This is a genomic window from Pedobacter metabolipauper (assembly GCF_004362715.1).
Taxonomy (GTDB): domain Bacteria; phylum Bacteroidota; class Bacteroidia; order Sphingobacteriales; family Sphingobacteriaceae; genus Pedobacter; species Pedobacter metabolipauper.
This window is the reverse complement of the sequence record NZ_SNYC01000003.1, coordinates 933,614-957,941: the sequence shown is the minus strand read 5'-3', so window position 1 is coordinate 957,941 and position 24,328 is coordinate 933,614. Positions and strand designations below refer to the sequence as shown.

Sequence of the window (24,328 nt, the reverse complement as noted above, 5' to 3'; positions counted from 1 at the left end):
CATTTTTAGATATGTTTAATAAACCTTTCAATGTGGTTTCTGCTGAATGTGCTGTTTTGAATGACACAGCCGTAGAGTTCGGTCGAGTGTGGATGCCAAAAGTAGATATGGGATTGATTATTTACGATCAAAATTCTTCTTTAGGCGGTTTTGTTAAGGCTATAGAATTCGAAAACCAATGATAAATGAGCAGGTTAAGGAGGCTGTTCATTACAGTTTCAATACAAATGGAGATGCAGATTACTTAAAGATAGCCGGTGAACACGGCGAATTGTTCTGGAACTGGTTTTATGCCAATGCTAAGCATTATGAAATACTGTCAGCAGAAAAGGGCTATGCCGATGCAGCATTTTTAAGAAATCGCTGTATTGGCAATTCACAGATTGGGAGCGTTAGGTTTGGACTACACTATGTCGAAGGATTTGCTTCCAGCGATGGACAGTCTTATTTGTTTCATGGTTTTAACCTGCTGAACGGTCACGTAGTTGATGTTACTCTAAATTCAAACCCTGAAGCATTCGAGAAATCCGGAGTACTTTCTCATTATCTCGGTATTGAAATTCCTTTAGATTTCGTGATGAGTGAAAATTCAGAATTGATTAATGACAACAGCCTCAATATTCCACCTCTACTTTATAGGTACTTCCTGTCTAAAAACGTATTGTAGATGAGAACTTGATAATTTGAAGAGAACCATTTAGATTAAGCATAAATTAACGATCCGATGAATACGCCAAAGCCGACTCTTAAACAAAGATTTATCTTATATCTGGAAAAAAAGCTTCCAGCTTGGAAGGCCAGAAACTTTCCTAGAACGCCTGTTGAAAATCCTTTTCATCTGTCCGACCTGTGCGCCAAGTCTAATGCGGAAAAGTCTAAGGATTATTTGAGTGCCCTTAGATGGGCAATGGAGAATGAAGATGTACTGAATATTGCACTCACCGGAGCATACGGTTCGGGAAAAAGCAGTATTCTTCGCGCATTTAAAGAGAAATATGAGGATTACAATTATCTCCCCATTTCCTTAGCTTCCTTTCGTGATGGGATTGAAGAACAGTATGAAAAGGATGGTGTAACGCATTATAGGATTAAGAAACCTAATGAAACTGAACGCGTCGAGCAGCATAGGCTCGTAGAACTCAGCATACTTCAGCAGATATTTTATCGTGAAACGGATGAACTGTTGCCGGAGTCTAGGTTCAAACGGATCAAGAAATTTGAAATGTATAAACATTGGAAAAAGCCACTTTTTCTGATGCTGTGGGGGATTTGTCTTTACTATGTTTCCAATCGTGCTTTCCGTGAGCAATTTTATAGCTGGAAATCTATGGAACTGTGGGTAGAGGCGTTGTTGTTTATCATCAGTGCTGCCTTTTTTCTTTATGGTACTTTCAGATTATTGATGGAGGGAATGAAGGTTTTGGCATCTGCCAAATTCAGCAAAATCAACCTCACTGGTGGGCAGATCGAAATGAGCAACGACATTTCCAATAGTATCCTCAATAAGCACCTTGATGAGATATTGTATTTTTTTCAGGTGCAACCCTACAATGTAGTTATCCTGGAAGACCTTGACCGATTCAATGATCCCGAGATCTTTACCAAACTGCGTGAACTTAATCTGCTGCTCAATAACTCCGCCCAGGTTGGCAGACGTATTGTGTTTATTTATGCGGTAAGAGATGATATTTTCCGTGAAAACAACAGGACTAAATTTTTTGATTTCATCTTGCCAGTATTGCCCGCTATAAACCATTCGAATTCCATCAACGTTCTGACGGACAGCTTGGAAAATGCAGGACTAAAGGATCTTTTACAGAAGAAGTTTCTTTACGATATCTCGCTATACATCAGTGATATGCGGATATTGAAGAATATTTTTAATGAATTCATGCTTTATCGCAAACAGCTCACCGGCAGCAGTTTTGATCCCAATGAATTAATGGGCATGATCGTCTATAAGAATATTTATCCTCAGGATTTTGCTGCTCTCCATGTTCAGGAGGGTATCGTTTATTCGGTAATGTCGGAAAAGGCCGAACTTACCGGGAAAATTTCCAAAGACTTCTCAGAACGTTTAGTTAAGGCAAAAGAGGAATTAGCGCTTCTTCAGAGCACTATAGCCAATGGTATCAACGAACTTCGTATGTTGTATGTCCAGCATTTTGTCATCAAAACGGGTGCTAAAGTCACGATGATCAATGTCAATGGTAACGTACCGCTCTCAGCAATGAGCGATGATGAAAATTTTAAAGCCTTTCAAAAATCATCCAGAATCGGTTACAATTATCTTGCGACCTATGGTGGTGAAACCACGGGGAGTGGTATTTCCTTTGCAGAACTAGAAAAAATAGTCGATCCGAACGTCAATTATGAAAAACGCGCCCAACTGATAACTGATTCCAAAGCCAATTCCGAGAAGAACCTGCAAAATGAAATCAGTGAACTTTCGCGAAAAATTCAGTTTATATCTACCCGCCCATTTAAAATGCTCTTGGCGGAAAACAAGTCGGCCATAGAACATTTGAATGAAAAATTCAGCAAAGAAAAGTTACTGGTTTATTTACTACGTGGAGGTTATCTGAATGAACTCTACGAGCATTATATGTCCTACTTTTATCCAAAGAGCCTAACCGACTCGGATATGGTCTTCTTGCGTGCAGTTCGTAATCAGGAAGGGTTGCCGCATAATTATCAGCTTACGAATATTGAGGAACTCTTGCACCGACTGGAGCCAGAAGACTTTATTCTGGAGGAACTACTGAACTTTACCCTTGTTGAATATTTGTTTAAGCATAAATCCAGCTATCCTAAATTTATCAAAATTTTGAATGCTCAGCTATCTAACGTGTCAGAAACAAGTGTCAATTTTCTTAAAGCGTATTTTCCAGTTACCACGCATTTTGATTACCTCATCCGGGTACTTTATTTAAATTGGCAAGGGATGTGGGCTTACATTTCTAGGGAAAGCGATATCCCTGAAGAAATGACAGACAAAATTATGGCCTCCATTATAAAGACTGCGACATTTGAAGAAATGGAAGCCATCAATGAAGAATTGCTCTTCATCAGGCATATAATGTGGAAACCGGACTTTTTAACTTATATAGATGAAAACTCCCTTACCCAGAAAGCGCGTGAAGTTATCGAATATTTTGGAATTACTTTTGGTGAATTAGATGATGATCAGGAAGGTTCTTCATTGTTCGAGGTGGTTTACAAAGGAAACCATTATAAAATGAATGAACATATGATCAGTCTGATGGCAAGGAAAAAAGGAAGCCTACATATTGATCCTAATAACTTAAACACCGCCAACTTTACCACTGTAGTTGCATCAAAAGCTGAGGATCTAATTTCTTATCTCAAATCGGATATCAACAGATATTTGTTACTTGTTGGCTTGGAATTGCCTGATAACACTAAAGAATCGGAAGATACTGTTGTTTATTGGCTGGGTGAGAATATTCTTATGGATCAGAAGCTGAAAATCATCGAACTTCAGGAAGTCCAGCTTTCTGAATTTGAAAAAGTTGAGCAAGATTTGTGGAAGCCTATCCTGAACGCCAATAAAATCCATCCGACTTGGAAAAATGTTCTGACTTATTTTGAAACGGTCAGCCAGATCGATGAAGATTTACTGGCCTTTTTAGATCATGAAGATAATTATAAACCACTTTCGGAAGACAAACTCGAAAACAAGGCTTTCGTAATCGCTCTGATAAAAAGTAGGGGCTCAGAGGCTGCCTTTGACGAACTTATTCTCAGCATTGAGGAGCCTGTCGATGAGGAACCGTTTTTTGCATCCGTGGCAGAGGATAGGATTAACAAATTGATCTGGCAAGATGTCATTGCATTTTCCCAATACAACTTTAATGAGATAAAAAACAATCATCGTGATCTGATACCAGCTTTGGTAGAGAAAAATATCGATAAATATTTCGAGGATACTTCACTTTATCAACTGCGGATTACGGACTATCTTGCATTGATGGAAAGCGGGATTTCTTCTCAGGACAAAGGAAAGCTGGCCGAAGAAGTCCCTTATGCCTCAATACAACAAAGCACCCCGCTTGCCGCACATGTGATAAACCATTTTGCTTCATCTCCTTACGTTTCACGTTCTTATGAGGTTATCGAAGCACTATTCGCGCAGGACGTCTTGCAAGAGCAAAAGGTAATTTTGTTCGAAAAGCATGTGCAGGATTTCGATACTTCGGAAAACGCTGTCCTACTGGCTCATATTGGTGATAAGTTTGGGGAAATAATTGATCATTCCAAAACACCGTTCATTCCGCAAAACCCTGTGAACCGTTCTATTTTGGAGAAGTTACAGCATTTGGGAATCATCCGTATTTTCCCGGAAAACCGCAATCACTATCAGGTATTTCATTAGACTTTACATTGATGATAAATAAAGTACAGGCAAAAGGCACTTATGTTTTTGAACAGGAAGTTCTGCTGGAGAAGGTCTATGACCTGTTAAATATATTCTTTGGCAGCAAAGAACTTTTCCGCAGGTGCGATTTAAACGATGAACAAGATCCGCTTAATCTTTTACATCGGCGTTTTTTTGACCGTAAGGTGAGCAGGTTGATGATAGAGATTGCAGCCACTCTAAGGGTAATGGATGACCACATGCGCAATCTTCCATCGGAGAGTCCCGAACGAAAAGAATATATGGAGAAGGTAAAGCATGCAGATCAATTTTCCTTTGGACTCTTTGATGATCTGAATCTGGATTTACGGCAAACATGCAATAAAATTATTCACACCGAAGTTTTTGAACTTCATTTAGTTAATGGATCGGAAGCCCATGAAAATGATATTGTATTTCAGCAGGATATGGGGGACAGGGAAATCCATTGGCAACATTACAGGGACTATATAAGGCTTGCTGGACGCCGTGGGAAACAGCAATGGTTTGTATTGTTGAACATCGAAACGTTTGTAAGTGCAGTCGTAAAATTACTGGGTTAGAAATGGGTTCTGGACAAAGGCAAACATCCCGCAGGGTGGATTGCAACTACAATTGTTGTTTGCTCCAAAACGAATAGATATATCAGACCCAAAATCTACAATAATACCTTTAAGTTTTCGAAAATTGAATCCTAAAGCAGGCAATTTTCATAGTAAAAACTTTAGATAATTATATAATTAACTGTATTGATCAGGGATTCTCATTCTTCTAGAGCAACCCTAAATAAAATTGAACTCAGTGTCATGAAGTTCTTTTATGACGTAAATCTTCTTTCGACGATTCGATGCTTTTACGGTTTTATAACCGATGGCCATTTGCTTTTTATCTCCATACAAGATGAATTTGCAATGTCTTCTATTCCAGAAGCTCTTTCAGCGTTAAATATTTTGGCATTGTAGACATCAACGAAAATGCAATGTCTGGGCTTAAGATTAAGTTGCTTTATCTGACTGAAAAAGGTATGTAATACATATAAAGAAAGCTGAGCTTCATGTTCCTTTAATTTACTTTGAGTAAAATTAAACTTTAATAAACCTATTTGATTTCCAATTTCATCATAAAGGAGGATGTCTGACATTGCGCCAATTTTCACCTCTCTGATGAAGATTGACTGACGCCTGTTTTTCAAGTTGCTGTTGAGCACATAACGCTCGAGGACAGGGATAATTACTCTTTTCAAAGTAGCAAATTTTTCAAGAGCCATTGCAGAAAAATGGCGATTTTTATAGTTGTCGGTTTTGGTATCGAAAGGCAATGACTCTTTTTTCAATCGGTCGGAATGTCTTTTGAACTCATCGAAGTATAAATCGTAATCCCCAAAATTTGAAGCAAATGTGTCAACAATGATTGTTCTTGCGATTTCGTAATATTTTGGAATATAATTCCCTGGGTATTTACTTCCTCTCAATATTGTTTCTTTTCCATTTAGGGTTGAATCATAATACCGTGCAAATTGTTTAAGGGATAATTTTGGGTCTTCTACAACCTTTCTCGTTTTTACTTCAACTTCTGTAGAAACTATCATGATCTAATTGCTTTGATTAACTTGTTGATTATCAGTAGATAAATGCGTAATTAGGAATAAAAATAGTTATTCCAAAAAATATTAGTATTCGCTTTTTATCAACATCCATATAAGTCTTTCGTGTGATATTTAGTTCAATACAGCTTAAAGCCCTTTCAAATGCTAATGGCGAGTATTTATAATACTGAATATCAATGTAATGATTGTTGATAACTATCTCACTAACATTTTTAATTGACTGATTAATAAGGCTATTATGAGTGTTTTTGTTTAATTGAGGTTGTCTTAATCAACATTAAAATGCTACAGCTATGAACAACAAAGAAAAAACAAAATATAAATCATAATTAACCCAAATTAAAAAGCCTCTGATGATACAAGTCAGTACATGGAATATTTAGAAAAATATGACTTCTTGTCCAATTAAGATATAAGTATTTCTATTTTTCATCCTCCCTAATCAGATAATTTATTTTTATATCGCCAGTTATTACAATTACTTGTTCCATACTTCAGATGTAACCGACTAGCCTACAAATCGATAAAATAAAATTTACCTAATTTAGTATTTGAACAACAATCTATAAAATATGAACGGCTTAATTCAGTTTTTAACCAAAATACAGATATTTAATCTTCTTACCATTACGAAAGCCGAATTAAAAAGCCCGATAAAAGAAGAGGGGGAGAAATAGGCTTACAGTCTTACCCACGAAACCCACTACTATGATTCATTCACTTTTAACAGTGAAATTAGGGTATTAAAAGACATGGCGTTAATTGATTTGCTTTCCCTAAATGATACCAATCTAAAATTGAAATTTCTGTAAATCAATAACTTAAATCTTTTTCAGTGAGTATGCCACTCTATAAAACTACTCACCGAATCACTCACTTTTTTATGCGATTTATTGCATATTTTGGTGTTTCCGGTAAAACAAAAAAAGCTTGCAATCATTTGATTTGCAAGCTTTACGTAGTTTTGATACTATTCTCTGTGATCCCGCTGGGATTCGAACCCAGGACCACTACATTAAAAGTGTAATGCTCTACCAGCTGAGCTACGGAATCATCAAAAGTTCTTCTGAACTTTTACCTAAAGCGTTACCGTTTTAAGTGGTGCAAATATAGAAGTACATTGTATAATCTGCAAATAATATCTGCATAAATCACTTATGATGCTGATTGCTAGATAAATTATTTACAATTAACCCAATCTTAACCCGTATTTAACACCTAATAATTAAATAATCAAGCTAAATATTGGCCTCTGAACGCTAATTTCGCAGTTTAATACTTATTAAGAAAGTTGATCAGCAGGTTATTCAACTCATCTTTATTCGTAATAAACAAACCATGCGGGGCACCTTCAAAAATATAATACTCTGCTGTAGGGAGCATGCTTGACGTAATTTCGCTCGTAGCCTTGATAGGAACGGTTTTATCGTCGTCACCATGTATAATCATCATCGGAACGGTAATGTTCCTTAAATCGGTTCTTAAATCGGTTTCAGAGAAGGAGCGTACACAGTCTGCAGTAGCTTTCGGACTGCTGATCACCGCCATGTGGTGCATCCAGTTCTGGATTTCGGGACTAACCGGTTTATTCAGCACACCTTCACTAAAGAATTGTTTACCAAAATCAGTTAAAAATGCCGGTCTGTCCTTATGGATATTGGCAATGATCTCATCGAACATTTCACGCGGAACACCTTCTTCATGATCTTCAGTTTTAACAAGCAGGGGTACAACGGAACTTACCAGTACCGCTTTAGAAACCCTTGATGATCCATATCTGCCCAGGTAACGGACAACTTCACCACCACCCATAGAAAATCCGACAAGCGTAACATCCGTCAGATCAAGCGCAGTGATCACTTCATGAAGGTCATCTGTTAAGGTATCGTAATCGTAACCTGTCCACGGTTTGTCAGACTGACCAAAACCACGGCGGTCATACGAGATACAACGGTATCCGGCATTTACCAGCGCAGTAACCTGGTATTCCCACATCTCATGGGATACTGGCCATCCGTGAATCAATATAACAGGTTTTCCGCTTCCAAGGTCTTCAAAATATAGGTTAACTGAAGCGCTGTTGTCGGTGTTTTTCTTAATGTAAGGCATAGTAGGATCTTTAATTTCAATAATTATGTTTTTCACAAATGATAACAGCAGCATAACCGCATTGTTTATATAAAATGAACAACATGTAGCTATAACTAACAATATATCGCCATATTTGGGGTATTAAGAATCACCAGGGCAGATCAAGTGCCCGGAGTTAACACAACAATAATGAACAAAGCTATTTTTTTGGACCGTGATGGCGTCCTGAATCATGAGATCTACGACTATATCACCAGGGTTGAAGATTTTGAAGTACTGGAATACCAGATCCCGCCGTTAAAGCGATTGTATGATGAAGGCTATATGCTCATCGTCATAACCAACCAGGGTGGTATCGCATTAAAACGCTATACAGAAGAGACACTGGCAGAAATGCACCGGATCTTGTTTGATAAATTCGAAAAGCAGGGTGCTGTAATTACACATGCGTACCATTGTCCGCACCACCCATCCGTAGATCCGGAACCTTGTAACTGCCGCAAGCCAGCCTCGGGCATGTTGCTGGAAGCCATTGCAACCTACAACATAGATCCGGCATTATCGGTCATGATCGGCGACAAGCCCCGGGATGTAGATGCCGCAAATGGGGCAGGAGTAAGGGGTATTGAAATTGTACCTGATGAGCAGATCGATTACGACCTGGTTAAAGAAGTACTGGCAGGAGCAGAGTTTAAGACCAGATCTGCCGGGATGCAGAACCTCACAAAATAGATTGAATTAGGATATAAAAAAGCCGGCTCATCAATGATGAAGCCGGCTTTTTCAACTTATGCTCGAAATAAGATTTGATTATTTAGCTTCTGAAGCTTTTTTATGGTCAGCCAAAAATTGAGCTAAACCACTATCTGTTAATGGGTGTTTCAACAATGCAGTGATTGCCGATAAAGGAGCAGTGATTACATCAGCACCTAATTTAGCACAAGCAACGATATGCAATGGTCCGCGGATCGAAGCAGCTAAGATCTCAGTAGGATACTGGTAGTTATCAAAGATCAAACGGATGTCTTCAATCAACTGTAAACCATCTGTAGAGATGTCATCAAGACGACCTAGGAATGGAGATACATAACTTGCACCTGCTTTAGCCGCCAATAAAGCCTGACCAGCAGAGAAGATCAACGTACAGTTGGTACGGATCCCTTTTGAAGAGAAATATTTGATCGCTTTAACACCATCTTTGATCATAGGTACTTTAACTACGATCTTTGGGTTTAACTGCGCAAGCGCTTCACCTTCTTTGATGATCTCATCATACGTAGTGGCAATCACTTCAGCACTTACATTATCGTCAACGATTTCGCAGATCGCTTTGTAATGTGCGGTAACATTTGCATCACCGGTAATACCTTCTTTAGCCATAAGGCTTGGGTTAGTGGTTACACCATCTAGAACACCAAGGTCTTGTGCTTCTTTGATCTGTTCAAGGTTTGCGGTATCAATAAAAAACTTCATGCTATTTAATTTTTGGAATGTTATTTTTAAACTCTAAATTATTAAAGGCCTAAATTAGGCAATTAGATCGAGGTCTCCGAAGAAATTATAGATTATATCTAAGAAATGAAATCCGGATTATAATGTGACCAATTTTACTTTATAGGGAAAGTAAAAAATGGGCAAGCAACTTTTATCGCACCGCTACAACCTTCTACCCTTGCTTCGTTCCCGACCTGGGGGAGTTCAAAAGGAGCTGATCGTAAAAGACTTGCCCGGCACAAATGTAGCAATTCATACCAATCTACAAAAGTTAATTTCGCAATTTCTGCGTTCTTTAAGCCATAGAAGCGGTAAGGTGTTGATGTTAAAGATATTGTGTTGCAAAATAATTTTATGCGAAATCACAATATTTAATGTTGCAGATCAATTATTCTGATTTTAAGGTTCAACAGACAAAATAGCTACTTTAAAACTGTGCTTTAGGTCCAATTCATATTTCATATATCCCAACAAGATCCTTTCAATGGATCATAATCTCCAAACCTGCTGAGCATCCGGCTGGCGGCTACCCTAAAACGTATTAGAATACCAGGTAATTCTCATCATAATTGCCGGCAGATGGGGGGCACATGTGTTCGATAGGAGGCTACATTGAATACAACTTAAATATAGGGTAAATCCACGTTCCTTCCAGGTATTTACGGGAATACTTGGATAGAACTTGGATAACACTTGGATAACACTTGGATTCAATGTACACTTATGTGCAGGACGTCTGCTTTCACACTATGTCCTGTCTTACAGAATTTAGCTGGAAAATAGTGCTTCGTTAGTTTTAAATCCACCGTAAAAAACTTTGCGATCAGGTTTGCTTAATTTTGCTTTTAAACTACTGTTTTAAACTACTGTTTGATTGTTCCGAAAGTGTTTGCTTTTGGAAAATAAATTTCTTTTGATCCAGATCGGCAGACTATGAATAGGGTAAGCGTTCGGGTAGCGTTAAGGTCATCTCCTCACACAATACACACCTCATTCACTTCTTCTTCACAAAAAGGTACCTTTTTGTGGACTAAATGTGAGCAAGGTGTGAAGGAGACGTGAATAAGGTTACTACGCTGTCCGAGCTCCTGAGCAACTCAGCCCCAAGGTACACCTTGTTTTATTACAGAATTACTCAAACCGCTGTGAAACAGCTACCCGCAAAACCTTAAATCTGCGCTATCCAAAACAATTCTAAATAATAGCATTACGAAGTTGATAAATTAAGTATTGTTAATTTGATGATTTGTTAATATTGGTGTTTTAAATTTGCAAATTCCTGCGTGTTTCTTAAAAAATATGCCAATATTATAATCCCACCTGTTTTTTTTATATCTTAGTGTTTACAATACACTAATACCAAACCTAATATAATTAAACCAAACTTATGGAGCAATCACAAGAAAACTGGGGGTTATACGACCAGCGTTTTGAGCACGACGCTTGTGGTATCGGATTTGTAGCGCACATCAAGGGCAGAAAGTCGCAGCAAATCATTTCAGACGCCATAACCATTCTTGAAAACTTAGACCATCGCGGAGCATGTGGAGCAGAGATCAATACCGGCGATGGTGCAGGTATCATGATCCAGATCCCTCATGAATTCTTATACGATGAATGTCTTAAAATTGGATTCAGCCTGAATGAGTCCGGCGACTATGGTGTAGGGATGCTTTTCTTACCCAAAGACGTTAAAGCGAGAGAAGAGTGCCGCGAGATCATTTACCGCGCAGCAGAAAAATTAGACCTGGAAGTCCTCGGCTTCAGAAAAGTGATTACCGATACCACCGGTATTGGAGATATGGCACTTTCTGTGGAACCGGAAATGGAACAGGTGTTCATTGCCCGTCCGTATGCCATTAAAGCCGGTGCCGACTTTGAACGGAAGCTGTACGTATTCAAAAACTATCTTTCTAAAACCATTAACAATACGGTTAAGGGAATTAACGGCGAGTTTTACATCGCGTCGTTCTCTTCCAGGACCATCGTCTATAAAGGTCAGCTTACCTCTTTGCAGGTGCGTACCTATTTTACCGAACTGAGTGATAAACGCGTGGTATCGGCATTTGGCCTGATCCACTCACGTTTCGCCACCAATACATTCCCATCCTGGAAACTGGCCCAGCCATTCCGCTACATCGCCCACAACGGCGAGATCAATACCCTGCAGGGTAACTTAAACTGGTTTAGGGCAAGCGTAAAGTCATTCGCTTCCTCTTACTTTACACCAGAAGAATTAAATATCCTGCTTCCGGTAATTGATGAATCCAACTCGGATTCCGGATGTCTGGATAATATTGTAGAATTACTGCTGCATTCCGGCCGTTCTTTACCGCACGTGCTGATGATGTTAATTCCGGAAGCATGGGACGGCAACGACGATATGGATGAGCTGAAAAAAGCATTCTATAAATTCCACGCGACCTTAATGGAGCCTTGGGACGGACCAGCTGCAGTTTCATTTACCGATGGAAACCTGATCGGTGCCACGTTAGACCGCAATGGCCTGCGTCCGCAAAGGTACGCCATTACCGAAGACGATTTCGTGATCATGGCTTCTGAAGCTGGTGCACTCGCATTGGACCAGAGCAAGATCATAGAAAAAGGAAGGTTAACGCCTGGCAAAATGTTCGTGGTGGACATGGAGCAGGGCAGGATCATCTCTGACGTAGAAATTAAACAGCAGGTTTGCGGTAAAAGACCCTATGCCGACTGGATCAATAAATACCAGATCCGACTGGAAGAACTTTCTAATCCAAGAGTGGTATTCAGTGGTCTTTCTGAAGAATCTATTTTTAAATACCAGCAGGTTTTTGGATACAGCAGGGAAGATATTGACCTCATCCTTAAACCGATGGCCAAAGAAGGTAAAGAGCCGATTGGTTCTATGGGAACCGACATCCCCTTAGCGGTATTGTCGCAAAAGCCACAACACCTTTCTTCCTATTTTAAACAACTCTTTGCACAGGTTACCAACCCGCCAATTGACCCGATCCGCGAAAAAGTGGTGATGAGTCTTGCAGGCTTCATGGGTAACAATGGCAATATCCTGGAAGAAAATGCAATGCAATGCCATTGTGTAGGCATCAAACACCCGATATTGACCAACCTGGAACTGGAGAAACTCAGAAGTATCGATACCGGCGTATTCCAGTCTAAAACCCTGCAAACCTATTTCAGGGCTACAGGCAAACCGGGTGCGTTGGCTAAAGGATTAGAACGCCTTTGCCGTTACGCAGTTGATGCGGTGGAAGACGGTTTCCAGGTAATTATCCTGTCGGATAGGGCCCTTGATTCTGAACATGCTGCAATTCCGTCCTTACTGGCTGTTTCTGCGGTTCACCATCACCTGATCCGTAAAGGGTACAGGGGAGCAGTAGGGATCGTGGTTGAGGCAGGCGATGTATGGGAAGTACACCACTTTGCCTGTCTGATCGGTTTCGGTGCAACTGCCGTAAATCCTTACCTGGCGTTGGAAACCATTACCGGTTTTGAAAAAGAACTGGAAACCAAATCAGAAAAACTGATCCAGAACTACATTTACGCGGTAAATAGCGGCCTGTTAAAGATCTTCTCTAAAATGGGAATCTCTACCTTGCAGTCGTACCATGGTGCCCAGATCTTTGAGATCCTGGGTTTAAACAAATCGGTGGTACAGGACTACTTTACCGGTGCCGTATCCAGAATCGGCGGATTGGGATTGGATGAGATTGCGAAAGAGACGCTGATCAAGCACAACCGGATCTTCGGCTCTGCAACGCGTCCGGATACCATCCTGCCAACAGGAGGTAACTACAAATGGAAACGCAAGGGGGAACAGCATTTGTTTAACCCGCAAACCATCCACCTGCTGCAAAATGCGACCCGTAAAAACGATTACAACACGTACAAACAATATTCTAAGCTGGTAAACGAGCAAACGCACCAGGCATACACCATTCGTGGCCTGTTTGAGTTCAATTACAACCGCCCGGCAGTGCCGATTGAAGAGGTTGAACCGATTGAAGCGATCTTAAAACGCTTCGCAACCGGTGCTATGTCGTTCGGCTCCATCTCTCATGAGGCACACTCCACCCTGGCCATTGCCATGAACCGCATTGGCGGGAAAAGCAATACCGGCGAAGGTGGTGAGGATGAATTGAGGTATGAGACCATGCCGAATGGCGATTCGATGCGCTCGGCGATTAAACAGATTGCATCTGCACGTTTCGGGGTAACCAGTTATTACCTGACCAATGCAGACGAATTACAGATTAAAATGGCCCAGGGAGCCAAGCCTGGTGAAGGCGGTCAGCTTCCGGGACACAAAGTGGACGACTGGATTGCAAAGGTTCGCCATGCAACACCTGGTGTTGGGTTAATCTCTCCGCCACCGCACCACGATATTTATTCCATTGAAGATTTGGCTCAGCTGATCTTTGATTTAAAGAATGCCAATAGGGCAGCCCGCATCAATGTGAAGCTGGTTTCTAAGGCTGGTGTGGGTACCATTGCCGCTGGTGTGGCGAAAGCACATGCCGATGTGATCCTGGTTTCTGGGTTCGACGGGGGTACTGGTGCATCTCCATTAACTTCCATTCAGCATGCCGGATTGCCATGGGAGCTTGGTTTAGCCGAAGCACACCAGACCCTGGTTAAAAACCGTCTGCGCAGCAGGGTAGTCCTGCAAACGGACGGCCAGCTGAAAACCGGTAAAGACATCGCCATTGCGACCTTATTGGGTGCTGAAGAATGGGGTGTGGCTACGGCTGCATTGGTAACTTCGGGATGTATCATGATGCGTAAATGCCATCTGAATACCTGTCCGGTAGGGGTTGCTACCCAGGATCCGAACCTGAGAAAGCTGTTTACAGGAGAAGCAGATCACGTAGTGAACCTGTTTCACTTCCTGGCAGAAGAGCTTCGCGAAACCATGGCCGAACTTGGCTTCAGGACCATTCAGGAAATGGTGGGTCAGTCGGATGCGTTAAGCGTTCGTGCCATTGATCCGGCCGACTGGAAACAGAAAGACCTGGATTTGTCTGCCATCTTGTTTAAAGCGCCTGATAATGGCTTAAGCTTATACAAAACGGAAGATCAGGACCATGGACTGGAAGACATCCTGGATCATGAGCTCATCAAAGCAGCGCAGCCGGCCTTATTTAACAAAGAGCCGATCTATGCAGAGTTTGAAGTGAAAAATACCAACCGTGCCATCGGTACGATGTTGTCTAACGAGGTTTCTAAAATCTATAAAGGACAAGGTTTGCCTGCCGATACGATCAACTTTAAGTTTAAAGGATCTGCCGGTCAGAGTTTTGGTGCTTTTGCGGCGAAAGGGATTTCATTGCACCTGGAAGGTGAAGCCAATGATTATGTGGGTAAAGGTTTGTCCGGCGCCCGATTGTCAATATTTCCATTCAGCAATACCAAATATGTTCCGGAACAAAACATCATTATCGGCAACGTGGCACTCTATGGTGCAACATCTGGTGAGCTGTTTGTTCGCGGTCAGGCTGGTGAGCGTTTTGCGGTCCGCAACTCGGGAGCTACCGCGGTAGTTGAAGGTTTGGGAGATCACGGTTGTGAATACATGACTGGTGGTGAAGTACTCGTAATTGGTAATACCGGAAGCAACTTTGCAGCCGGTATGAGCGGTGGGGTAGCCTGGATCTATGACGCTAAAGGTGATTTTGCCGGCAAATGCAACAAGGAGATGGTGGATCTTGATCCGCTGGATGAGCAGGATGAACTGCGCATCAACCACTTGTTGAAAAAACATGTGCAGCTGACGGACAGTAATTTAGCGAGGTTCTTGTTAAGTGATTGGACAACACAATCTGCCCACTTCATCAAGGTGTTCCCTAAAGAATACAAAGCCGTATTGTTAAGCAGGATCAATACCCTTAACGTATAAAGATGGGCAACCGCAGGGAACAGGACCAGCAGCGGAACACCGCTTGCAGGAAATTAAGGATTTTAAACTTTGAAAACCAATAATCATGGGTAAAGTAACCGGATTTTTAGAGTACGAAAGAACGCCGCCTTCAAAAGAAGATGCGAAGGAGCGTTTAAAGCACTACAATGAATTTGTAAACGCATATCAAATAGAAGAAGTAAATAAAGAGGCAGCACGTTGTATGGATTGCGGGGTTCCGTTTTGCCAGTCGGGCTGTCCGCTTGGTAATGTGATCCCTGAATTTAATGATGCCGTTTACCAGGGCGACTGGCATCTGGCCAGCACCATTTTATTAAGCACCAATAACTTTCCTGAGTTTACAGGAAGAATCTGTCCGGCACCATGCGAATCTGCTTGTGTGCTGGGAATCAATAGGTCGCCGGTGTCAATTGAAGAAATAGAGAAGCACATCATTGAAATTGCGTTTAATAAAGGATACATCAAAGCGGAAGAGCCGCTGATCCGTACCGGTAAGAAAGTAGCCGTTATTGGCTCTGGTCCGGCAGGCTTAGCCGCGGCTGCGCAATTGAATAAAGCGGGTCATGAAGTGGTCGTTTACGAACGTGACGATACACCGGGTGGTTTGCTGAATTATGGTATTCCTGATTTTAAACTGCAGAAAGATGTGGTCACAAGACGCATCAGCCTGATGGAAAAAGAAGGCATTGTGTTCAAGTGCAATTCCAATGTGGGTGTCAATGTAGAACTAAACACGCTGTTGCGCGATTTCCATTCCATTGTGCTTGCAGGCGGTTCTACGATTCCGAGAGACCTTCCGGCAACGGGACGTGATGCAAATGGGGTTCATTTTGCAATGGATTTCTTAAAGCAGCAGAACAAGCGGATACGTAATTTTGAAGTAGGTGCAGAGCCGATCTTAGCTACCGGTAAAGATGTGATCGTTATTGGTGGCGGTGATACGGGTTCGGATTGTATTGGTACATCAAACCGTCAGGGTGCCAGATCGGTAACCCAGTTTGAGATTATGCCGATGCCATCGCAGGCGCGTACATCGAATATGCCATGGCCCTCTTATCCAATGCTGTTAAAGGTAACTTCATCTCATGAGGAAGGCTGTGAGCGCGGATGGGGTGTTAATACCAAGGAGTTTATTAAAGATGAGAACGGAAATCTGAAAGCCGTTAAGGTGGTTGATGTAGAGTGGGATATTGATCCATCTGGTCGCCCGCTGAACTTTAAAGAGAAAGCAGGAACAGAACGCGATCTTCCTTGTCAGCTCGTGTTGCTGGCCATGGGCTTTTTACATCCCCAAAAGGAAGGCTTAATTGAGAAATTAGGTGTTGAGCTGGATAACAGGGGAAATGTGAAAGCTGAAGAAGGTAAGTTTCAAACCAATATCGCGAAGATCTTTGCTGCCGGTGATATGCGCCGCGGACAATCGCTGGTAGTCTGGGCGATCTCCGAAGGGAGGGAAGCCGCCAGAAAGGTAGATCAGTACCTGATGGGATACAGTAGTTTACCATCCAAGGATGGGATACCATACGCTTAAAATTTACGAAGGCTGCATTGAAAAATGCAGCCTTTTCTTTTACCATTGCGGATCTGGCAGGGTGCAGCCCCAATAGAGTACCCAGAAAATTTGCTTTATGCTGATATAGGAGTAATTGAGGCGGTTATAGATAGAATATGGAAATATTTCAACTTTCAATAAACTTCGTTTTATTATAATGTTTATATTTACAAAGTAAAAATTAATTAAAATGGAAGAAAGATTCAATAATTTGGAAGAAAAATTAGATATTTTCATTAATGTAGTTCAATCAGCTTTTGAGAAGATTGATAAGAACTTTGAATCTTTTAACAAGAGATTTGATGTGATCAATGGCAAGTTAAATACCATTAGCGAGAAGGTTGATTTTCTGCAGGGCAATTCCAGCTCTACCATTGAGATTCTTGAAACAGGTTTCAATGACATTAAGACGAAGATTCATAAAATCTCAGTAGTTACACGATACGAGATCGACTACCCATATATTGCTAAGGACAAATTAAATTAGTAAATAGAGATGGCATTTTAAATGATATCAATTGGATAAGATTTCTAATTGATGTAATGCAATATGCTTAAAATGATGATTATCAATTTCTTGATAATAAATCACAAATTATTATCTTTATAAAAACGTTTGATATGAGAAAGATCCTGTTCCTCTTTGCTTTAATAAGCTGCCAGTTCGTAAACGCTCAATCTATAAATGTGACCATTACAGGAAGTCCGGATTCTGTAGTGAAAGTGATTTACCCGGTAAATGGCGTCGATTTTTCCTGGTTCGATAATTCTAAACGTTTTACACTGGATGCAAATCATAGTGTAAAGATCCCTAATACGATGAATACGGCAGGTAAGATATACCTGGTTAATAATGGCAAGAGCCAAAGTGTTTTTGTTGAGCCTGGTCAGAGCCTGCAGATTGATGTTGATGCAACAGGTAAAGATCAGATCGTAAAAATTCAAGGAACAAATGCGGAAGGAATCTTATTTTCCAGAACGCTTGATCGTCCTTATTATCAGAATAAGTCGCGCATGTACCTTAAGAAAGACAGCTCTTTTGCAGGGGCAATCAAATTGGTCGACAAAGATCTGCAAAAGGATATCTCGAAGTTTGATTCTTTGCTTGCGTTAAAAAAGATAAGTCCAGCATATTATCGTCAGGCTAAACGCGATTTAACTTATTATTATGCAGCCGTGTCGGTATCATTGATTACCGCTCAGTATGCACGTACAACGTATAAGCCTGCGCATCCGGATTACAAAGCCACCCTGGATAAAGACTTTGAAAATGGCTGGGAAGTAGTGTTTAAAAAATATCCGCTTACAGGTGATTTGGATATTGCTGCGCCTGATTTTTTCGATTATGCCAAAGACTATGTTTCATGGTACAGGTTAATGTATCTTCCAAAAAAGAATGGCACCTATGATCAGGATCCGTTTACTCCTGAAAACCGGTTTGATAAGTATTATAATGGTTTCGCAGCGAATTTTAAGGGGAAAGCGTTAGAATATCTTCAGGCCAGATACATCTTTGAAGAAGCGATGCAGAAGCAATATGAACCTCAGCTTGTCAAATTGTATGAGAAATTTAAAACGACATATCCGGAAAGCCCATACAATCCTTACATTTCTCCTTTAGCAGATGAAATTATTGCCTATCATGCTAAAGCTACGGAAACATTTAAGTCTAACCAGACTTTACTGGCAAGTGCTTCAATTAATTCATTTGAACAGCTCATAGCTCCATTTAAAGGTAAAACAGTGTATATAGACATGTGGGCAACCTGGTGCAGTCCGTGTAAAGCAGAATTTGCATTTAATCCGGAGCTAAAGAAATTTCTGGCAGCCAAGAATGTGGAGATGCTTTACATTTCTATGGACGGTGATCAGGCAGACAAGCAATGGAAAGACATGATCAAATTTTACGATCTTAGTGGGAACCATGTTCGTACCACAACCAGCCTTCGACAGGATTTGATGAATAAGTTCTGGGACGGAAAAAGTTATGCGATACCAAGATACCTGATCGTCAAGAATGGTCTCATCGTTCAGGATAATGCCAAACGGCCTGGTGATAAAGATAATCTGTACGCAGAGATCAGCAAGTATTTATAAATTTATTATTTTGCTGTAGGATTCTTTTTCTCAGTTAGCAGCATCTCAATTGTTTTCTGCAGCCTTGTGGTTCGGGTAGCTTCCTGTTTTGCAGTGAGGATCCAAAGCACATATTCTTTTTGATGCGAGTAAGCGAGCTTTTGAAAGAACTCCTGGGCTTGCGGATGTTGTAAGAAAAGCCTCGACAAGTCTGGTGGTACGTTTACCTTTTTATTTTCTACATCAATAAATTCTGCAAATTCATTTTCCTTGATCTGGCTGTTGCCTACGCCCGAACGTTTTACATCGTCAACCGGCTTAATTCGTAATGCCGACCAGGTATCGTCAATGGCTGCAGATCCGCATGGTGATAGCTGGTGTGCATCAAGCTCTTTCCATTTCTCCATTTTTAAGTCGGTAACGATCCCGGAGCTTTTCTTAGGATAGGCAACCCAAACTACCTGTCCGGCTGTTAATTTGGTTGCCCATACATTTAGTTCCTCTGCAAGTTGAGTACTATTCTTTATGAAGGTCAGCAGGCCGTTAAAGTCCGAATTATGATCGTTAACAAAGCTGATTGATGAAGTATCACCCAATAATGTATCAGGCTGCTCAGGAGCATTTAAAAGTAAAACCTTAAATCCAGGTTTGAAATACAGTTTTTTTAATAAGGTATTTTCCATTGCACATCTTTAAAGCCCCAATTTAAACAAAAAAATAGCAACTGCTACTTGTTAGGAGAAATACTAAAATCGATCTGAAAGATTGCTGACCGTACGCGTGAATTAATGACCTTTCCTCATTATTGCCTTTGCCCTTTCAAAAAAACTCTGATCCTGTAATTGCTGTTCAACTTCAACAATGGCTTTCATCAGGTTGTTTTGCGTATCGGTCAGTTCGGTAATTGCTGCGATAATTATTCCCCAAACAGGCTGCATTTGCTCAACCAGTTTTTTCCCTTTATCCGATAATTGCAGTAATCGTTTGCGTTCATCATGTTTATCCTTCTTCGATCGGATCAGCTTTTCCTTTTCCAGCTCTTTTAACAAGGTAATGGTAGATGGGTGGGTATAGCCAATTTCGGCAGCCAGTTCAACCACGCTTAATACAGGTTTAAGATGCAGCGTATAGATCACCGGGAACCACTTTGGCTCAAAGGTGATTCCATTTGCGGCATAAACCAGGAAACCCTCTTTCCTGATCTGTTCGCTCAGGCGTTGCAGCCTGGTAGAAATTGCCAATATACCCGATTCATCAATTACATTCATTAGGTTTTATTTAAACATTTAAATGTAAGTGATAAAATTTATTGTCGGCCATCATCCTTGGAAAATAGGATGGGAGATCGGTTGCTTCTATATGATTAAAACTGTTTTTCTCATAAAACCGGTGTGCTGCCTTTAACATGTCCACAGTCCCAAGGTATATATCGTTTATATTTTTTTCACGACAGTAAGTGATCAGGGTTTCGAGTAATTGTTGTGCTATGCCATATTCCTTGCCCCTGAACTCTTTTTTTACAAACATTTTGCGGAGAGCTCCCGCATTGTGCCCGGTATTCAGCAAAGCAATTGTACCAACCAGTTCGTTATTTATCTTCGCGCCCCAAAAATTGCCGCCGGCCTGGTGATAATTGGCTTCAATATCCAGCAGGTCGGGTTGATCTTCAATGGTAACCGGAACATTAAATTCAATTTGCTGGATAGGTAATATCAAATCGATAGCGGGTTTGCAATCGTCATTGAATATAGGGGCGATGGTTAAATTGATCGTATTCATATATTTCAATCTTTATTTATGTTCAAATATACGTAGTTAACTACATAAATAAAAGTCAAACAACAAAAAATAGGTTAATAGATTATTCGGAAAGGGCTTGAAAATGGGGTGATAAAGAGCACAGATAAATAAAAAAGCCCCAATTAAGGGGCTTTAAGTGAGAAAATCAGCATAAACTTATCCACACATCGATATAATATCAGATGATTTTACAACCTCAATTTAGCAAAGAAATCCCAAAGTACAATTCCTGCGGAGATGACAATATTGAAGGAATGTTTGGTGCCAAACTGTGGGATCTCAATGCATTCATCAATTTGCGCCATCACTTCATCGCTAACTCCATTCACTTCATTACCAAAAATTAATGCGTATTTCTTATCCGTTGCCGGTTTAAACGTATTCAGCATTGTACTGCCGGAAGCTTGTTCAATGGCAATGATCTCGTATCCTTTTTCACGAAGATCTGCAACTGCATCCAGTGTACTTTCAAAATGGGCCCAGGCTACAGACTGTGTAGCTCCCAATGCTGTTTTTTCAATTTCCCGGTGTGGTGGCTGCGCAGAAATGCCGCACAGATACAGTTTCTCTATAGAGAATCCGTCTGAGGTTCTGAAAACAGAACCAATGTTGTGCATGCTGCGCACATTGTCCAGCACCACAACTACCGGTAATTTATCCTGGTCTTTGAATTCCTGAATGCCAACGCGGTTCAGTTCATCTAATTTTAATTTCTTCAATGGTGTGCTATTTATATCGCTGATGCGCCGTTTCCTATTTCACTGATATATACCACTGGTGCATAGCCAATCTGCTCCGTATAATAATCTGTTAGCTGCTTTGTAAAATCTTCTTCCTGGCCTTTTTTAAGCAGGGCAATTGCACATCCGCCAAATCCGGCACCCGTCATCCTTGCACCAATAATGTGTTCGTAATCTGTACAGAAGTTAACCACAGTATCCAGTTCAACGCCGGTAACTTCGTAAAGATCTTTCAGCGACTGGTGTGAAGCGTACATTAAACGTCCAAATTCTTCCAAATCGCCATCATTAAGGGCTTTAGCAGCATGGTTAACGCGGTCATTTTCATTGATCACGTGGGTAGCACGCTTTAAAACTGTTGGATCGGTGATCAGGTGACTGTGCAATGCAAATTTATCGGCAGTCAGTTCGCACAGGTTATTCAGTTTAATTTCCTGGTTTAACTGTGCCAAAGCAGTCTGGCATTCCGAAACGCGTTCGTTATATTTCGATTCTGCCAGCTTACGCGGCTTATTCGTATTGATGATTGCCAGTGAATACTCACCTAAATTGCAATCTACAATCTTATATTTTAAGGTATCACAGTTTAAGACAATCGCTTTATGGGTTTCACCAAACGCAACAGCAAACTGGTCCATGATGCCGGAGTTTAATCCGATGAAATCATTCTCTACCTTTTTAGCAAGTATAGGAAGCTGGATGCGTTCCATTCCAAGATCAAAATAATCATTTAGCGCGTAAGCCATCACCACTTCGATAGACGCCGAAGAGGAGAGGCCTGTACCGATAGGGATGTTACCAAAGAAGAGCAAATCCAGACCGGTATGGATCTGGTGGTCTTTTAAGATCTCATGAAATACGCCCAACGGATAATTGTACCATTCAGGGCCGGTTTTGGTGTATGCTGATTTTAATTCAAATTCAGCTTCTTCTTCAAAGTTTAAACTCTTAAAACGGATTACCTTTTGATCGTTTGGCGCAATAACCAGCCAGGTACCCATGGTGATGGCACATGGCATTACCAGCCCGCCGTTATAGTCAATATGTTCTCCGATTAAATTTACGCGTCCTGGTGTAAAATAGTGTGCTGTAGCTTCGTGTTTGTATCGCTCTGAGAATTTGTGGTCCAATTCCGCTTTCATTGTAATATTTTAAATTAATGTTTCAGATTTAAATAAAGTATTGATAGTATTGTTTAAATAATTGATAGTATTGTTTCAATTATCAAAGGGCTCTAAGATACAATTCTGATCCGAATCCTATAAGTGCATCAACCAAATAATTATCAAGATAGAACAATGAAGACCAACTTAATAAAAACCGGAAAAATTATCAATGGAAAAGAAGTGCTGGCGATTGAATTGACCAATACCCACGGCACTTATGTGAAGATTTATAATTACGGTGCCATCGTAAACTCATTTATAGTGACCAATAAACATGGTGAAAAACAGGACATTGTTTTAGGCTTTGATGATTTTGATGCCTATACTTCTGAAGATTATCTCAGCAACTATCCGTATTTTGGTGCCGTGATTGGCCGTTATGCCAACCGCATTAAGTCTGGTAATTTCTCTATTGATGGTAAAGCCCATCAACTGGCACTGAACAATGGCCCGAATTGTCTGCATGGCGGATTGGAAGGCTTCGACCGTAAAGTATGGGATGTATTGTCTACCATTGATCCAAGCTTAACCCTGCAATATATCAGTCCGGCAGGTGAAGAAAATTTTCCCGGTAATCTAACCGTTCAGGTTACTTTTAAACTGACGGATGATGATGAACTGATCCTGGATTATAAGGCAAGCACAGATGAGGCTACAGCGATTAACCTTACCCATCACGGTTACTTTAACCTGGCTGCCGATGGCGGTTCTGTGGCGAATCATATCCATAGAATGCCCGCCAGTCATTATTTAGAGCAGGATGCTGATTTTTCAGCAACCGGACGGTTAATTCCTGTTGAAGGTACTTCACATGATTTCTTAGCGCCTAAGGCAATTGGTTCCGATTGGAATGCTGCAGATGGCTATGATCAGTCTTTTGTGCTGGATAAGCAGGCCGGGCAATTTACCCTGGCTTCAGAAACTTATGAAGAAGGCAGCGGACTTAAACTTTCTGTTTATACCACAGAACCTGTAGCTCATTTTTATACCGCTAAGCACATGGCTGTGAAGAATGGTAAAGGCGGACGGGATTACAAAGCTTTTGAAGCCTTCTGCGTAGAGACACAGCATCATCCAAATGCAGTTAATGTAAGTGATTTTCCAAATACCATATTAAGACCCGGCGAACACTACGTGCAGACGACCATCTTTAAGATTGAGAAGTTGACAGGTAAAATTGAATAATACAGGCATAGTTAATGATAATTATCTTAGCTTGTTAAACGACCTAAGGAGGGTTAGCAATCCAATATGCTTAATATTAATAATAAGTAGTTTAGCTTGTTAAGCGAGTAGGGGTTAAAGTGCACCTAAGTATTAGAAGATAATTAACTTAGCTTGTTAACCAGCAACGAGAGTTCAGTAATCCAGTACGCTAAATATATAATGATAACTAACTTGGCTTGTTAACCAGCAACGAGAGTTCAGCAATCCAGTACACTAAATATAATGATAAGTAACTTAGCTTG

Annotated in this window: 18 protein-coding genes, 1 tRNA gene and 1 other RNA gene; 10 read left to right on the top strand and 10 right to left on the bottom strand. The window is 40.7% G+C overall.

Features of this window, described 5'->3' with window-relative positions; genetic code table 11:
• Nucleotides 1–11: 11 nt before the first annotated feature.
• The 4 genes from ATK78_RS22675 to ATK78_RS04040 are packed head-to-tail and all read left to right on the top strand — an operon-like array spanning nt 12 to nt 4,980.
• Nucleotides 12–182 (top strand): hypothetical protein, encoded by a 171-nt coding sequence (locus tag ATK78_RS22675; RefSeq protein ID WP_166664815.1) that lies wholly within the window; start codon nt 12–14, stop codon nt 180–182.
• Nucleotides 179–667, top strand: coding sequence for a hypothetical protein (locus ATK78_RS04050; RefSeq protein WP_133574763.1), 489 nt, complete (start codon nt 179–181; stop codon nt 665–667). The genes ATK78_RS22675 and ATK78_RS04050 overlap by 4 nt, the downstream gene beginning before the upstream one ends.
• 57 nt (nt 668–724) lie before the next feature.
• A complete protein-coding gene (locus ATK78_RS04045; RefSeq protein WP_133574762.1) occupies nt 725–4,396 on the top strand; it encodes a YobI family P-loop NTPase in 3,672 nt (1,223 codons plus the stop codon).
• Nucleotides 4,397–4,407: 11 nt separating this feature from the next.
• Nucleotides 4,408–4,980: a hypothetical protein gene (locus ATK78_RS04040; protein ID WP_133574761.1), complete on the top strand. Its 573-nt coding sequence runs from the start codon at nt 4,408–4,410 to the stop codon at nt 4,978–4,980.
• A gap of 290 nt (nt 4,981–5,270) precedes the next feature.
• Here ATK78_RS04040 and ATK78_RS04035 read toward each other — a convergent pair whose 3' ends face one another.
• The 3 genes from ATK78_RS04035 to ATK78_RS04025 form a co-directional block, all read right to left on the bottom strand.
• Entirely contained in the window at nt 5,271–6,005 is a 735-nt protein-coding gene (locus ATK78_RS04035; protein ID WP_133574760.1) for a hypothetical protein, read from the bottom strand.
• A 998-nt stretch (nt 6,006–7,003) separates the two neighbouring features.
• Nucleotides 7,004–7,076 (bottom strand) — tRNA-Lys (locus tag ATK78_RS04030).
• Nucleotides 7,077–7,295: 219 nt separating this feature from the next.
• Complete coding sequence (locus tag ATK78_RS04025) at nt 7,296–8,132, bottom strand: alpha/beta fold hydrolase (protein ID WP_133574759.1); 837 nt, start codon at nt 8,130–8,132, stop codon at nt 7,296–7,298.
• A 171-nt stretch (nt 8,133–8,303) separates the two neighbouring features.
• Here ATK78_RS04025 and ATK78_RS04020 point away from each other — a divergent pair, with 171 nt between their 5' ends.
• A complete protein-coding gene (locus ATK78_RS04020) occupies nt 8,304–8,846 on the top strand; it encodes a D-glycero-alpha-D-manno-heptose-1,7-bisphosphate 7-phosphatase (RefSeq protein WP_133574758.1) in 543 nt (180 codons plus the stop codon).
• A gap of 78 nt (nt 8,847–8,924) precedes the next feature.
• Here the strand turns inward: ATK78_RS04020 and fsa are convergent, their stop codons facing one another.
• Together fsa and ffs are read right to left on the bottom strand one after the other, a co-directional pair.
• Nucleotides 8,925–9,587, bottom strand: coding sequence for a fructose-6-phosphate aldolase (gene fsa / locus ATK78_RS04015; RefSeq protein WP_133574757.1), 663 nt, complete (start codon nt 9,585–9,587; stop codon nt 8,925–8,927).
• A 156-nt stretch (nt 9,588–9,743) separates the two neighbouring features.
• An RNA gene (gene ffs / locus ATK78_RS04010) (signal recognition particle sRNA small type) lies at nt 9,744–9,843 on the bottom strand.
• A gap of 1,152 nt (nt 9,844–10,995) precedes the next feature.
• Here ffs and gltB point away from each other — a divergent pair.
• The 4 genes from gltB to ATK78_RS03990 all read left to right on the top strand — a co-directional run bounded on the left by gltB (nt 10,996) and on the right by ATK78_RS03990 (nt 19,174).
• Complete coding sequence (gltB, locus tag ATK78_RS04005) at nt 10,996–15,504, top strand: glutamate synthase large subunit (RefSeq protein WP_133574756.1); 4,509 nt, start codon at nt 10,996–10,998, stop codon at nt 15,502–15,504.
• An 85-nt stretch (nt 15,505–15,589) separates the two neighbouring features.
• Entirely contained in the window at nt 15,590–17,056 is a 1,467-nt protein-coding gene (locus ATK78_RS04000; protein ID WP_133574755.1) for a glutamate synthase subunit beta, read from the top strand.
• A 211-nt stretch (nt 17,057–17,267) separates the two neighbouring features.
• Nucleotides 17,268–17,564 carry a hypothetical protein gene (locus ATK78_RS03995; protein WP_133574754.1) on the top strand — a complete coding sequence of 99 codons (297 nt, stop codon included), beginning with the start codon at nt 17,268–17,270 and terminating at the stop codon, nt 17,562–17,564.
• A gap of 134 nt (nt 17,565–17,698) precedes the next feature.
• Nucleotides 17,699–19,174, top strand: coding sequence for a TlpA family protein disulfide reductase (locus ATK78_RS03990; protein WP_133574753.1), 1,476 nt, complete (start codon nt 17,699–17,701; stop codon nt 19,172–19,174).
• Between the two features lie 5 nt (nt 19,175–19,179).
• On the opposite strand, the gene ATK78_RS03985 is transcribed toward ATK78_RS03990, so the two are convergent.
• The 5 genes from ATK78_RS03985 to ATK78_RS03965 all read right to left on the bottom strand — a co-directional run bounded on the left by ATK78_RS03985 (nt 19,180) and on the right by ATK78_RS03965 (nt 22,835).
• Nucleotides 19,180–19,836 (bottom strand): YdeI/OmpD-associated family protein, encoded by a 657-nt coding sequence (locus ATK78_RS03985; RefSeq protein ID WP_133574752.1) that lies wholly within the window; start codon nt 19,834–19,836, stop codon nt 19,180–19,182.
• Between the two features lie 102 nt (nt 19,837–19,938).
• Nucleotides 19,939–20,421 (bottom strand): MarR family winged helix-turn-helix transcriptional regulator, encoded by a 483-nt coding sequence (locus ATK78_RS03980; RefSeq protein WP_133574751.1) that lies wholly within the window; start codon nt 20,419–20,421, stop codon nt 19,939–19,941.
• Between the two features lie 10 nt (nt 20,422–20,431).
• Complete coding sequence (locus ATK78_RS03975) at nt 20,432–20,932, bottom strand: GNAT family N-acetyltransferase (protein WP_133574750.1); 501 nt, start codon at nt 20,930–20,932, stop codon at nt 20,432–20,434.
• Nucleotides 20,933–21,141: 209 nt separating this feature from the next.
• The gene (locus ATK78_RS03970; RefSeq protein ID WP_133574749.1) at nt 21,142–21,672 is read right to left on the bottom strand and encodes an RNA methyltransferase; all 531 of its coding nucleotides are present in this window, start codon (nt 21,670–21,672) and stop codon (nt 21,142–21,144) included.
• Nucleotides 21,673–21,683: 11 nt separating this feature from the next.
• Nucleotides 21,684–22,835, bottom strand: coding sequence for a galactokinase (locus ATK78_RS03965; protein WP_133574748.1), 1,152 nt, complete (start codon nt 22,833–22,835; stop codon nt 21,684–21,686).
• 156 nt (nt 22,836–22,991) lie between these two features.
• Between ATK78_RS03965 and ATK78_RS03960 the strand changes: the two genes are divergently transcribed.
• A complete protein-coding gene (locus ATK78_RS03960) occupies nt 22,992–24,044 on the top strand; it encodes an aldose epimerase family protein (RefSeq protein WP_133574747.1) in 1,053 nt (350 codons plus the stop codon).
• Nucleotides 24,045–24,328 lie beyond the last annotated feature (284 nt).

Excerpts from the sequence above, each read along its gene's own strand:
- ATK78_RS03965 (WP_133574748.1), bottom strand. The coding sequence starts at position 22,835 with ATGAAAGCGGAATTGGACCACAAATTCTCAGAGCGATACAAACACGAA.
- ATK78_RS04000 (WP_133574755.1), top strand. The coding sequence starts at position 15,590 with ATGGGTAAAGTAACCGGATTTTTAGAGTACGAAAGAACGCCGCCTTCA.
- ATK78_RS03985 (WP_133574752.1), bottom strand. The coding sequence starts at position 19,836 with ATGGAAAATACCTTATTAAAAAAACTGTATTTCAAACCTGGATTTAAG.
- fsa (WP_133574757.1), bottom strand. The coding sequence starts at position 9,587 with ATGAAGTTTTTTATTGATACCGCAAACCTTGAACAGATCAAAGAAGCA.
- gltB (WP_133574756.1), top strand. The coding sequence starts at position 10,996 with ATGGAGCAATCACAAGAAAACTGGGGGTTATACGACCAGCGTTTTGAG.
- ATK78_RS03995 (WP_133574754.1), top strand. The coding sequence starts at position 17,268 with ATGGAAGAAAGATTCAATAATTTGGAAGAAAAATTAGATATTTTCATT.
- ATK78_RS22675 (WP_166664815.1), top strand. The coding sequence starts at position 12 with ATGTTTAATAAACCTTTCAATGTGGTTTCTGCTGAATGTGCTGTTTTG.
- ATK78_RS04050 (WP_133574763.1), top strand. The coding sequence starts at position 179 with ATGATAAATGAGCAGGTTAAGGAGGCTGTTCATTACAGTTTCAATACA.
- ATK78_RS04020 (WP_133574758.1), top strand. The coding sequence starts at position 8,304 with ATGAACAAAGCTATTTTTTTGGACCGTGATGGCGTCCTGAATCATGAG.
- ATK78_RS03990 (WP_133574753.1), top strand. The coding sequence starts at position 17,699 with ATGAGAAAGATCCTGTTCCTCTTTGCTTTAATAAGCTGCCAGTTCGTA.
- ATK78_RS03960 (WP_133574747.1), top strand. The coding sequence starts at position 22,992 with ATGAAGACCAACTTAATAAAAACCGGAAAAATTATCAATGGAAAAGAA.
- ATK78_RS03980 (WP_133574751.1), bottom strand. The coding sequence starts at position 20,421 with ATGAATGTAATTGATGAATCGGGTATATTGGCAATTTCTACCAGGCTG.
- ATK78_RS04045 (WP_133574762.1), top strand. The coding sequence starts at position 725 with ATGAATACGCCAAAGCCGACTCTTAAACAAAGATTTATCTTATATCTG.
- ATK78_RS03975 (WP_133574750.1), bottom strand. The coding sequence starts at position 20,932 with ATGAATACGATCAATTTAACCATCGCCCCTATATTCAATGACGATTGC.
- ATK78_RS04035 (WP_133574760.1), bottom strand. The coding sequence starts at position 6,005 with ATGATAGTTTCTACAGAAGTTGAAGTAAAAACGAGAAAGGTTGTAGAA.
- ATK78_RS04025 (WP_133574759.1), bottom strand. The coding sequence starts at position 8,132 with ATGCCTTACATTAAGAAAAACACCGACAACAGCGCTTCAGTTAACCTA.
- ATK78_RS04040 (WP_133574761.1), top strand. The coding sequence starts at position 4,408 with ATGATAAATAAAGTACAGGCAAAAGGCACTTATGTTTTTGAACAGGAA.